General features: G+C 46.2%; 9 protein-coding genes, 1 tRNA gene and 2 rRNA genes. All 12 read left to right on the forward strand.

Annotated features, from left to right (window positions below; genetic code table 11):
- The first annotated feature begins 309 nt into the window (after positions 1-309).
- Positions 310-3,236: ribosomal RNA gene (locus MKY16_RS00430) — 23S ribosomal RNA — on the forward strand.
- A 149-nt stretch (positions 3,237-3,385) separates the two neighbouring features.
- Positions 3,386-3,502: ribosomal RNA gene (gene rrf, locus MKY16_RS00435) — 5S ribosomal RNA — on the forward strand.
- A 346-nt stretch (positions 3,503-3,848) separates the two neighbouring features.
- Positions 3,849-5,306 carry an IMP dehydrogenase gene (gene guaB / locus MKY16_RS00440; protein WP_013308172.1) on the forward strand — a complete coding sequence of 486 codons (1,458 nt, stop codon included), beginning with the start codon at positions 3,849-3,851 and terminating at the stop codon, positions 5,304-5,306.
- A 336-nt stretch (positions 5,307-5,642) separates the two neighbouring features.
- A complete protein-coding gene (locus MKY16_RS00445) occupies positions 5,643-7,031 on the forward strand; it encodes a D-alanyl-D-alanine carboxypeptidase family protein (protein WP_340953613.1) in 1,389 nt (462 codons plus the stop codon).
- Positions 7,032-7,162: 131 nt separating this feature from the next.
- A complete protein-coding gene (gene pdxS / locus MKY16_RS00450; RefSeq protein ID WP_025720037.1) occupies positions 7,163-8,044 on the forward strand; it encodes a pyridoxal 5'-phosphate synthase lyase subunit PdxS in 882 nt (293 codons plus the stop codon).
- Between the two features lie 16 nt (positions 8,045-8,060).
- Complete coding sequence (gene pdxT / locus MKY16_RS00455) at positions 8,061-8,627, forward strand: pyridoxal 5'-phosphate synthase glutaminase subunit PdxT (protein WP_029514961.1); 567 nt, start codon at positions 8,061-8,063, stop codon at positions 8,625-8,627.
- Between the two features lie 35 nt (positions 8,628-8,662).
- Positions 8,663-9,946, forward strand: coding sequence for a serine--tRNA ligase (gene serS, locus MKY16_RS00460; protein WP_318628413.1), 1,284 nt, complete (start codon positions 8,663-8,665; stop codon positions 9,944-9,946).
- An 89-nt stretch (positions 9,947-10,035) separates the two neighbouring features.
- Positions 10,036-10,124 (forward strand) — tRNA-Ser (locus MKY16_RS00465).
- A gap of 144 nt (positions 10,125-10,268) precedes the next feature.
- Positions 10,269-10,610: a hypothetical protein gene (locus MKY16_RS00470; protein ID WP_029514958.1), complete on the forward strand. Its 342-nt coding sequence runs from the start codon at positions 10,269-10,271 to the stop codon at positions 10,608-10,610.
- Between the two features lie 26 nt (positions 10,611-10,636).
- Complete coding sequence (locus MKY16_RS00475) at positions 10,637-10,807, forward strand: hypothetical protein (protein WP_007428073.1); 171 nt, start codon at positions 10,637-10,639, stop codon at positions 10,805-10,807.
- A gap of 72 nt (positions 10,808-10,879) precedes the next feature.
- Positions 10,880-11,035, forward strand: coding sequence for a small acid-soluble spore protein P (locus MKY16_RS00480; RefSeq protein ID WP_029514956.1), 156 nt, complete (start codon positions 10,880-10,882; stop codon positions 11,033-11,035).
- A 198-nt stretch (positions 11,036-11,233) separates the two neighbouring features.
- Complete coding sequence (locus tag MKY16_RS00485) at positions 11,234-12,310, forward strand: hypothetical protein (RefSeq protein ID WP_165150530.1); 1,077 nt, start codon at positions 11,234-11,236, stop codon at positions 12,308-12,310.
- The last annotated feature ends 78 nt before the right edge of the window (positions 12,311-12,388 follow it).

Consider the following 12,388-nt stretch of genomic DNA (forward strand, 5'->3'; position numbering starts at 1 on the left):
ACATTCAAATATGAAGCGTAAGCTTCAAAACTACTCACTCGTTGCTCAGTTTTGAGAGCTCAAACTCTCAAGCTTCGACGAATACTTCATTCACACATTCGTGTGGAGCCGAAATATTCATCGGGTTTCGCTTCGATGAAGCGAATTGCACCTTGAAAACTGGATACCGAAACGAAATTGCGTTTTAGAATATTCCTTTAAGCTGATCTTGTGTAAACAAGTGAAATAAAGGTAGCTGCCTTGAATTTCATTCACACGTAAGTGTTGAACCGAAATTCAAAGCAAATCGTATTTACGATGTAAATACTAGGTTAAGCTACAAAGAGCACACGGAGGATGCCTAGGCGCCAGGAGCCGACGAAGGACGTGGCGAACAACGATAAAGCCTCGGGGAGCTGTAAGCAAGCTTTGATCCGGGGATGTCCGAATGGGGAAACCCGGCTGTCTTCATCGACAGTCACTTTCTGCTGAATACATAGGCAGAATAGAGGCAGACCAGGGGAACTGAAACATCTAAGTACCCTGAGGAAGAGAAAACAATAGTGATTCCGTCAGTAGCGGCGAGCGAACGCGGATTAGCCCAAACCAAGGAGCTTGCTCCTTGGGGTTGTGGGACGTCTCACATGGAGTTACAAAGGAACCGGTTAGATGAAGAGGTCTGGAAAGGCCCGCCAGAGAAGGTAAAAGCCCTGTAATTCAAAACTTGTTCCCTCCGAGACGGATCCCGAGTAGTGCGGGGCACGTGAAACCCCGTATGAATCCGGCAGGACCATCTGCCAAGGCTAAATACTCCCTGGCGACCGATAGTGAAGCAGTACCGTGAGGGAAAGGTGAAAAGCACCCCGGAAGGGGAGTGAAATAGATCCTGAAACCGTGTGCTTACAAGAAGTCAGAGCCCGATCTATGGGTGATGGCGTGCCTTTTGTAGAATGAACCGGCGAGTTACGTTCCCGTGCAAGGTTAAGGTGAAGAGCTGAAGCCGCAGCGAAAGCGAGTCTGAATAGGGCGAATGAGTACGTGGACGTAGACCCGAAACCGGGTGATCTACCCCTGTCCAGGGTGAAGGTGCGGTAACACGCACTGGAGGCCCGAACCCACGCATGTTGAAAAATGCGGGGATGAGGTGGGGGTAGCGGAGAAATTCCAATCGAACCCGGAGATAGCTGGTTCTCCCCGAAATAGCTTTAGGGCTAGCCTCGGAAAGAAGAATCGTGGAGGTAGAGCACTGATTGGGTGCGGGGCCCGCAAGGGTTACCAAGCTCAGTCAAACTCCGAATGCCATAGATTTAGTTCCGGGAGTCAGACAGTGAGTGCTAAGATCCATTGTCGAAAGGGAAACAGCCCAGACCATCAGCTAAGGTCCCCAAGTGTGTGTTAAGTGGGAAAGGATGTGGAGTTGCACAGACAACCAGGATGTTGGCTTAGAAGCAGCCACCATTGAAAGAGTGCGTAATAGCTCACTGGTCGAGTGACTCTGCGCCGAAAATGTAACGGGGCTAAACACACCACCGAAGCTATGGCTTGATGCTTGCATCAGGGGTAGGGGAGCGTTGAATGCGGGTTGAAGGTGTACCGTAAGGAGCGCTGGACTGCATTCAAGTGAGAATGCCGGTATGAGTAACGAAAAGATCTGTGAGAATCAGATCCGCCGAAAGCCTAAGGGTTCCTGAGGAAGGTTCGTCCGCTCAGGGTAAGTCGGGACCTAAGGCGAGGCCGATAGGCGTAGTCGAAGGACAACAGGTCGAAATTCCTGTACCACCGTAATCCGTTATGAGCGATGGGGTGACGCAGTAGGGTAGTGACGCGGACTGATGGATGTCCGTCTAAGCAGTGAGGCTGATGTGTAGGCAAATCCGCACATCGTAAGGCTGGGCTGTGATGGGGAGCGAAAATTGTAGTAGCGAAGGTCATGATCTCAGACTGCCAAGAAAAGCCTCTAGCCAGGAGAAGGTGCCCGTACCGCAAACCGACACAGGTAGGCGAGAAGAGAATTCTAAGGCGCGCGGAAGAACTCTCGTTAAGGAACTCGGCAAAATGACCCCGTAACTTCGGGAGAAGGGGTGCCTCGGTAGGGTGAATAGCCCGAGGGGGCCGCAGTGAAAAGGCCCAAGCGACTGTTTAGCAAAAACACAGGTCTGTGCGAAGCCGCAAGGCGAAGTATACGGGCTGACGCCTGCCCGGTGCTGGAAGGTTAAGGGGAGTGGTAAGCTCGCAAGAGCGAAGCTATGAACCGAAGCCCCAGTAAACGGCGGCCGTAACTATAACGGTCCTAAGGTAGCGAAATTCCTTGTCAGGTAAATTCTGACCCGCACGAATGGCGTAACGACTTGGGCGCTGTCTCAACGAGAGATCCGGTGAAATTTTAATACCTGTGAAGATGCAGGTTACCCGCGACAAGACGGAAAGACCCCATGGAGCTTTACTGCAGCTTGATATTGAATTTGGGTACGATCTGTACAGGATAGGTGGGAGCCGTAGAACTTTGAGCGCCAGCTTGAAGGGAGGCATCCTTGGGATACCACCCTGATCGTATCTAGGTTCTAACTTGGTACCGTGAACCGGTGCGAGGACAGTGTCAGGTGGGCAGTTTGACTGGGGCGGTCGCCTCCTAAAGAGTAACGGAGGCGCCCCAAGGTTCCCTCAGAATGGTTGGAAATCATTCGAAGAGTGCAAAGGCAGAAGGGAGCTTGACTGCGAGACCTACAAGTCGAGCAGGGACGAAAGTCGGGCTTAGTGATCCGGTGGTACCGCATGGAAGGGCCATCGCTCAACGGATAAAAGCTACCCTGGGGATAACAGGCTTATCTCCCCCAAGAGTCCACATCGACGGGGAGGTTTGGCACCTCGATGTCGGCTCATCGCATCCTGGGGCTGAAGTAGGTCCCAAGGGTTGGGCTGTTCGCCCATTAAAGCGGTACGCGAGCTGGGTTCAGAACGTCGTGAGACAGTTCGGTCCCTATCTGTCGTGGGCGTAGGAAATTTGAGAGGAGCTGTCCTTAGTACGAGAGGACCGGGATGGACGTACCGCTGGTGTACCAGTTGTTCCGCCAGGAGCACCGCTGGGTAGCTATGTACGGAAGGGATAAGCGCTGAAAGCATCTAAGCGTGAAGCCCCCCTCAAGATGAGATTTCCCAATTAGTAAGACCCCTTGAAGACGACGAGGTAGATAGGTTGGGGGTGGAAGTGCAGTAATGCATGGAGCTGACCAATACTAATCGGTCGAGGGCTTATCCTAAGATAAAACGCAAATAAGTTTCGGATCCAGTTTTCAGGGTGTAACCTTGAAGGTATGTAGAAATACATACGAAATACGCATTGAAATTCATTCACACAGCTGTGATGAACCGAGTTTCAATACGGAAGAATTTGCGTAGCAAATTCATGTTTGGTGGCGATAGCGGAGGGGTTCCACACGTACCCATCCCGAACACGACCGTTAAGCCCTCCAGCGCCGATGGTACTTGGACCGTAGGGTCCTGGGAGAGTAGGACGTCGCCAAGCAACAAGTAAAGAGGACCATGATCTCAATGAGATCATGGTCCTCTTTGGTATATTAGGGTACAAACCACTTCTATAATTGCTTTCATGTTGCGCATTCATAGAGGAGATATGCCTTTGTGAAAAGTTTTTACCTTTGGAAACACTTATTTTTAAAGGTTGTCCTCCGTAGGAGTACAGTTGTTTGTACAGGGGAATACTAAAGGTTAGGGCTATTGATGAAGGCTTGACACCCCTATACCGCTTTGCTAAGATTGCAATAATATATTTTCAGAGAGCCTTGATTTGTCCGTGTCGGACAGACAACAAGACCAATACAGACTAAACAATTTGAAGGAGGATCATCTTGGTGTGGGAAGATAAATTCGGTAAGGAAGGCCTTACCTTTGACGATGTTTTGCTGGTACCTCGCAAGTCGGTGGTTCTGCCCAAAGAAGTAAGCGTGGCGACTCGTTTGAGTGATAACGTAAAGCTGAATATTCCTTTGATGAGTGCTGGTATGGATACTGTTACTGAGGCAGTGTTGGCAATCGCGATGGCTCGTGAGGGCGGTATCGGTATTATTCATAAAAATATGTCGATTGAACAGCAAGCGGTAGAGGTGGATCGGGTCAAACGTTCGGAGAGCGGTGTTATCACCAATCCATTCTCATTGACTCCGGATCATTTGGTATCTGATGCTGAAGCAGTTATGGGTAAATACCGTATTTCTGGTGTACCTGTTGTAAACGAAGAAAACAAACTGGTGGGTATTATTACCAACCGCGATCTTCGCTTTATTCACGATTTTAACCTTAAAATCAGTGAAGTCATGACGAAGGAAGAACTGGTAACTGCACCTGTAGGTACGACTTTACAGGAAGCGGAAGTTATTTTGCAAAAGCATAAGATTGAAAAGCTCCCTTTGGTTGATGATGAAAATTATCTCAAAGGTCTTATCACCATTAAAGATATTGAGAAAGCTATTCAATTTCCGAACGCAGCGAAAGATGCACAAGGGCGTCTTCTGGTCGGTGCGGCTGTCGGCATTTCCAAGGATACATTTGATCGGACTGAAGCACTTGTAAAAGCTGGTGTGGATATGATTGTTGTGGACTCTGCTCACGGCCATCATATTAACATTATTGAAGCGGTCCGCAAGTTGCGTGAAGCTTATCCTGATCTGACGATTGTAGCAGGTAATGTAGCTACTGGTGACGGAACGCGCGAATTGATTGAAGCAGGAGCATCGGTCGTAAAAGTCGGTATTGGTCCAGGTTCCATCTGTACAACACGCGTAATTGCAGGGATAGGTGTTCCACAAGTAACAGCAATTTATGATTGTGCAACAGTAGCACGTGAATATAATATTCCGATTATTGCAGACGGTGGTATTAAATACTCCGGTGAAATTACAAAGGCCATTGCGGCAGGCGCTTCTGCGGTAATGCTGGGAAGTCTTTTTGCAGGTACGGAGGAAAGCCCAGGCGAATCTGAAATTTATCAAGGACGCCGCTTTAAAGTATATCGTGGTATGGGCTCTATGGCTGCGATGAAGCAAGGTAGTAAAGATCGTTATTTCCAAGATGACGACAAGAAATTGGTACCGGAAGGCATTGAAGGACGCGTTGCTTATAAAGGACCACTTTCCGACACTGTCCATCAGCTGTTGGGCGGTCTTCGTTCCGGTATGGGTTATTGCGGTACAGCTAATATTGAGGAGCTTCGTAACGATACAAGCTTTATCCGTATTACAGGTGCTGGTCTGCGTGAGAGCCATCCGCATGATGTGCAAATTACGAAAGAAGCACCAAACTACTCTCTATAAAGTTCGGCTGTAGTAGACTTGACGACAGGCAGAGCGTATTTCGCTCTGCCTGTCTTTTTTTAGAGATACCCCTGTGATAGAATAGACAAGTGTCCGCCTTTATGACGAAATTATTGACGAATTAGGGCACGTAGGTCTTTTGGACGATTCCTACCAGTAAAGAAGATTCGAGCAGAAAATGCTCATGACAGGATACAACTAAGAAAACGAAATAAAACGAAATGAAACTGGATTTTAACACTAAAACATTAATTACATTGGCCAAGTAGAGGCTGTAACCACCGTCTCGTTGTACATAACGGATCGGGTTGAGGTACGAGAGGAGTTTGTATTCATTTGAAAGCGAACAATTTAAAGCAAAATACAAAACGCAGCATGATTAAAAAGAGCGTGACTGCAGTCATGGTGCTCAATATGATGTATATGTCAGCATTGCCTGTGGTAAGCAATTTCGATCCGAGCGTGGCTACTTTTGCAGCTGGAGCAGCAACACAGGCAACCAATATTACGGGGACAGGTTCTATTACTCCCCCTAGTCTGGCACTACGTTCTGCCATTTTGATCGAGCCCTCCACTGGGCAAGTATTGCTGTCTATGAATCCAGATGAGCCACTTCCCCCAGCAAGTATGACTAAAATGATGACAGAATACATCGTGGCTGAACAGGTTAAGCAAGGTAAACTCAAGTGGACGGATAAGGTTACGGTTAACGAGAATGCTTCTAAGAGCATTGGATCACGTATTTTTTTGGCTCAAGGGGATCAACATACGGTAGAAGAGCTTTATATTGCAATGGCGGTAGGTTCTGCTAATGATGCAACAGTAGCCCTTGCTGAACGCGTATCCGGAACTGAGCAGGATTTTGTAAAACTAATGAATGAAACAGCTCAGAAAATGGGCATGAAAAATACGTATTTTATCAACTCGACTGGTTTGGACCGTGGTGATATGCCGAAAGGCTTCCAGCCGGATACAGACCGGGAAACGGTAATGACAGCGAGAGATGCAGGTACTCTGGCTGGTTACATCATTAAAGATCATCCGGATTACACACGATTTACGACAATTCAATCTTACAAATTCCGTCCTACTGACAAGGCGCCGATTATTAACTATAACTGGATGCTAGAAGCAAACAAAAATATTACTAACTTTAGAAAGTTTGCTTACCCAGGTTTAGACGGAATGAAAACAGGCCATACGGCTAATGCTGGCAACTGTTTTACAGGAACCGCTGAACGCAACGGAATGCGTCTCATCAGTGTAGTTATGGGAGCTGATTCAGATGCACACCGTTTTACAGAGACAGCTAAAGTGCTGAACTATGGTTTTGATAATTTTGAAGTGAAGCAGGTTATTGCCCCAAAGACGGTGGTTAAGGGTGTTGAGAATGTGCCAGTGACCAAAGGCACGGAAACAGAAGTGCCGATCGTTACAAAAGATGCAGTAAGTTTTATCGTACCCAAGGGTGCGAGCAATTCCAAGGTAACCTTTACAACGAACATTACACCAGCAAGCTCTCTTGTAGCACCTTTGAAGCAAGGGGCCAAAGTCGGAACCATTACGTACACGTACAAGACAGACGGTGTGGATAAAGGGCAGACGAAAACCGTTGATCTGGTTACTACGACGGCAGTAGAAGAGGGCGGCTGGTTCCGAATGCTTTTCCGGGCAATCGGTGATTTCTTCGGAGATCTGTTCCAAGGAATTAAGAATCTCTTCTAAATAAGCAAAGCTAAGCAACCTACCTTGTTTTTCATTACTTATTTTGCAGCTTGAAATGATTGTGTATTTGGCATTCGTGCGGTAAAATATTTAGTTAGAATCTAAACGTAACCCTTACAGGAGGCAACGACATGGAAACGGGAACTTCGCGTGTAAAAAGAGGTATGGCAGAGATGCAAAAAGGTGGCGTAATCATGGATGTCATGAACGCTGAGCAGGCTAAAATTGCAGAGGCAGCAGGAGCTACAGCTGTAATGGCTCTTGAACGGGTACCTTCGGATATCCGTGCAGCTGGTGGGGTTGCTCGTATGGCTGACCCAACGATTGTGGAAGAAGTTATGAAGGTTGTTTCTATTCCTGTTATGGCTAAGGCTCGCATCGGTCACTTTGTAGAGGCAAAGGTACTGGAATCTCTCGGTGTTGACTATCTCGATGAGAGCGAAGTATTGACACCTGCGGATGAAGTTTTCCATATTGATAAGCGGGAGTTCACCGTTCCATTTGTTTGTGGAGCCAAGGATCTGGGAGAAGCGCTGCGTCGCATTGGTGAGGGTGCATCTATGATCCGTACGAAGGGTGAACCGGGAACGGGGAATATTGTTGAGGCCGTTCGTCATATGCGTTTTATCAATGGTCAAATTCGCAAGGTGCAAAACTTGTCGAAGGACGAGCTGTATGCAGAAGCGAAAAACCTCGGTGTTGCATATGAACTGCTGTTAGAAGTGCATGAGCTTGGCAAGCTGCCAGTGGTTAACTTTGCAGCGGGTGGTGTAGCAACACCTGCTGATGCCGCGTTAATGATGCATTTAGGCGCTGATGGCGTCTTTGTAGGTTCTGGTATTTTCAAGTCGGATAGCCCTGAGAAGTTTGCACGGGCAATCGTGGAAGCGACCACTCATTATACGGATTACAAGCTGATCGCAGAAGTCTCCAAGAATTTGGGAACTCCTATGAAAGGCATTGAAATTTCCAAACTGGCACCGCATGAGCGCATGCAGGATCGTGGTTGGTAAGAAAGAAGGGACCGGCATGAAAATAGGTGTATTGTCGCTGCAAGGCGCTGTAGCTGAACATATACGAAGCGTTGAACGTGCGGGTGCGGAAGGTATAGCGGTGAAGAAGATCGAACAGCTCGATGAGCTGTCCGGTCTTATCATTCCCGGTGGTGAAAGTACCACTATCGGTAAGCTAATGCGCAAGTATGACTTTATAGAGGCTATACGTCAGTTTTCCAATCAAGGCAAGCCTGTATTTGGCACTTGCGCAGGATTGATTGTACTGGCTAAAACGATTCAAGGACAGGAAGAAGCACATTTGGGACTCATGGATATTACAGTATCGCGTAATGCATTTGGTCGCCAAAGAGAGAGCTTTGAAACAGACTTGAACATTAAAGGGATTGAGGAACCGGTTCGTGCCGTATTTATACGCGCACCATTAATACAGTCTGTTGGAACGGGAGTAGATGTGCTGTCTGAGTATAACGGCGAGATCGTGGCAGCCCGTCAGGGTCATTTGCTGGCTTCATCCTTCCATCCGGAGTTAACAGACGATTACCGGTTACATCAATATTTTGTGGATATGGTCCGCGAATAGTGAAAGTCAGGTTTGTAGTGTAGGAGGGATTACCTGTGTTAGATATAAAGATTTTACGTAATGAGCTTGGTAGGGTTGAGAAAGCTTTGCAGAACAGGGGGAAATCTCTGGATCTGATTAATGGTTTTACAGATCTGGATGTAAGCCGTCGTGAGTTACTTCAGGAAAGTGAAGGGCTCAAAAATCGTCGGAACGTGGTATCCGGTGAAGTAGCCAAGTTGAAGAAGAATAAGGAAAATGCGGATGATCTTATTGCAGAAATGCGTCAAGTCTCCGATCGTATCAAAGAATTAGATGAGCAAGTACGCGAACTGGAAGTTCAGATCGACGAACTGGTGATGTCTATTCCGAATATTCCCAATGAAACAGTACCTGTTGGCGCATCGGAAGAGGATAATGTAGAAATCCGTCGCTGGTCGGAGCCGCGCGAGTTTTCCTTTAAACCCAAAGCGCATTGGGAGTTGGCTCAGGATCTAGATATTCTTGATTTTGAAGCAGCAGCCAAGGTAACGGGTTCTCGTTTTACGTTCTACAAAGGACTGGGAGCAAGACTAGAGCGTGCGCTGATTAACTTTATGATGGATCTGCACAGCAGTGAGCATGGTTATGAAGAAATGCTTCCTCCATACATCGTAAATCGGGACAGCTTGTACGGAACGGGCCAACTTCCGAAGTTTGAAGAAGATTTGTTCAAGCTGCGTGATACGGAGTATTATCTCATTCCTACGGCTGAAGTTCCGGTAACGAACTACCACCGTGAAGAGATCATGAATGCGGAACAGCTTCCGAAATATTATGTGGCATACAGCTCTTGCTTTCGCTCGGAGGCAGGATCAGCGGGACGTGATACACGTGGCCTGATCCGTCAGCATCAGTTCAATAAGGTAGAGATGCTTAAGCTGGTTCACCCGGATACCTCTTATGAAGAATTGGAGAAAATGACGAATAACGCTGAGCGTGTTCTACAACTGCTCGGACTTCCATATCGCGTGCTGGCACTTTGCACTGGAGATATGGGCTTTACGTCTGCCAAAACGTACGATCTGGAAGTATGGTTGCCTGAGAGTGGCATGTACCGCGAGATTTCTTCTTGTTCAAACACAGAAGACTTCCAAGCGCGTCGTGCGAACATCCGGTTTCGTCCAGATTCGAAGGCGAAGCCTGAATTTGTACATACGCTGAACGGTTCAGGATTGGCTGTAGGGCGGACTGTGGCTGCTATTTTGGAGAACTATCAGCAAGAGGATGGAAGCATCGTGATCCCAGAAGTACTGCGTTCATATATGCGAGGCATTGAGGTTATTGCTCCTAAACAGTAAGTATTGCATTCTTAGAAATCCTGTGGTAAAATAATTTTGTTGCGCCTGAGTATGTTTAAAAGGGAAGCAGCTTTATCCATTTACCACCTGGAGAGGTACCGAAGCGGTCATAACGGGGCGGTCTTGAAAACCGTTAGAGTGCAAGCTCACATGGGTTCGAATCCCATCCTCTCCGCCATATTCTAAATAAACCAAGCCATTCAAATACGATAGCTGGTACATTGGCCTTTAGATGCTAATGATCAGGAATCGTGGAGAATGGTTTTTTTGTTGTATAAAAAGCTCGGTTTTTTCACACGTTATCAGATATGGAGGTGCTGGCATGAATCGAGAAATGACAGTAGATCAGCAAAAGCTGGTAGAGGCCTGGCAGGAACAACTGCCGATTCTTTTGAATTCAGGGGATAAATCGCAGGTACAGGCAGATGAAGCTGACAACCGGGCAATACGAATCCACATCGAGGTAGAAGGCCGACAAATGTACTCCTTTGATTTTGCATGTACTTATGTAGATTCCCGGGAAGTGCAGGTTAGCTTAGTCGATGTAGAGCGGGATGGACAGTCTGTAGATGAACGAACAGATATCATTCAACAGCTGGTGTCTGATTATACTCGGCATATTCACCAATGTGCCCAGACATTACAGTCATTGACGCATTCGTAGTATGAAGGAATGAGGAGGAAGGCTACATGACAAAAGCCAAAAACGGACTGGATAAAAACCTGTCTAACATTGTTGATGATTTGGAGCAACGTCCAGTGAATAGTCATCAGGCACAGCAAGTGCAGCAGGATCGTAATGATCGCCGTCATCAGGATTCACTAAACCACGATAAAACAGAAGATCTACACCATCTATAGTCCTATTTTTAATGGTAATAAACGGATTTGTTGATGTACCACAAATATAGACTGAGAATGGAGGATGCATAAATGGGCAAGCCTAAAGCCATTCCTGTCCCTGAAGCACAGGATTCTGGTGGAAGTAACGAAAAGCGTGAGCGTAGTCATCAGCAGGAGCCGTTATCTGGTTCCAAGAAGGTGAAACAGCGGAATCACGTGGATCATCATAACAGAGAAGGTTCATAAGCAGGAAGACCTTTCTCCTAAAAATATATTGCATCGATAGTACACCCTGGTTAGGAGAACCAGGGTGTCTTTGTGCTTATTGTAAGAAAATTTTCCAATAAGTGTTTCGCTGTTTGAGAATATGAGTTAAAATAGGAGGTGTGTATTTTTTTGTTAGCATAAAAAAGGGGTTAATTACGAGAGGAGAGAATCTACACAATGAGTAAAAAGTTATCCGTCTTGGTACTCACTATGGTGTTGCTTTTGACGGTAGCCCTGGTAGGTTGTAGCAAGAAGTTAGAACCGAAGGAAGCAGTTACGACCGGTACTGCAAATGCAATGAAGTTGAATTCTTATGAATCCAAAAGTCAATTTACCGTTAAGGATCTGACAATTTCATCTGCTACTTTACCAAGTGAACAAAGTGCAATGATAACCAGTATGCTGAAAAATGCAGACATTACGCTGGACGGTGTATATCAAAAAGAACCTTTCCAATCTGAAATGACGCTCGGCATTCATTTGAAAGGTGATCTTTCCACCAGCTTCACGATTCCAATGGTGATGACTAAAGATAAACTGTACGTTAAAATTCCTAATATTCCATTTTACCCGCTTCCACAGGATGTTGTAGGTAAATTCCTGATCATTGATCCACAAGAACTGGCTAAACAATCGGGACAAGAATTTAACCCTGCAGCTATGGATCAAGAAAAATCGCAGAAATTTGCGAATGAAGTGATCGCTGCTATTATGAACGAGTATGATCAAGCTACGTACTTCTTTGATATTGATCCTAAAGACGCTAAGTTGCCACAAGGCGTTGAAGCTAAACAAGTAGTTCAGTTTAAAATAACGAACGACAACGTGAAGCAAGCAACCAATACATTTATCACTAAGGCGCTTCCTAAAGTCCTTGATATAATGTCTAAGGACGAATATGCTAGCATGCTTCAAGTGAAGAAGGAAGAGCTGGCTGAAGCGAAGAAAGAACTGCAATCTAACACCAGTGAAGTTAGCAAAAAGCTGGATGAGTTGAAAAACTACTTGACAGTGAAGCAGTTTGACATTAACACAGCTTTGAACAAGGATAACATTCCTGTGTATCAAGACCTGAATGCGAATGTAGAGATGAATGATCCGGCTACAAAAGACAATGTAAAATTGTCTGTAACAGGCTACACGCAATACAACAAAATCAATGCTAAAGCAGCATTTAAAGTAGGTATTCCAACAGCTGATCAAGTCCTGACGATGGAACAACTGCAACAAAAAATGCAAACTGTTGCTCCTTAAGTATGGGATAACATGATTGCAAGAAAACCGCTCGGCATAAGCCGGGCGGTTTTTTGTTTGTTAATGTTGCCCTGTACA

The sequence above is a fragment of the Paenibacillus sp. FSL L8-0641 genome, assembly GCF_038006265.1.
In the GTDB taxonomy this organism is placed as follows: Bacteria; Bacillota; Bacilli; order Paenibacillales; family Paenibacillaceae; genus Paenibacillus; species Paenibacillus polymyxa_D.

What these genes read in the sequence shown, in the direction of transcription:
- MKY16_RS00485 (WP_165150530.1), top strand. Translation starts at nt 11,234, where the DNA reads ATGAGTAAAAAGTTATCCGTCTTGGTACTCACTATGGTGTTGCTTTTG.
- MKY16_RS00470 (WP_029514958.1), top strand. Translation starts at nt 10,269, where the DNA reads ATGAATCGAGAAATGACAGTAGATCAGCAAAAGCTGGTAGAGGCCTGG.
- pdxT (WP_029514961.1), top strand. Translation starts at nt 8,061, where the DNA reads ATGAAAATAGGTGTATTGTCGCTGCAAGGCGCTGTAGCTGAACATATA.
- pdxS (WP_025720037.1), top strand. Translation starts at nt 7,163, where the DNA reads ATGGAAACGGGAACTTCGCGTGTAAAAAGAGGTATGGCAGAGATGCAA.
- MKY16_RS00475 (WP_007428073.1), top strand. Translation starts at nt 10,637, where the DNA reads ATGACAAAAGCCAAAAACGGACTGGATAAAAACCTGTCTAACATTGTT.
- MKY16_RS00480 (WP_029514956.1), top strand. Translation starts at nt 10,880, where the DNA reads ATGGGCAAGCCTAAAGCCATTCCTGTCCCTGAAGCACAGGATTCTGGT.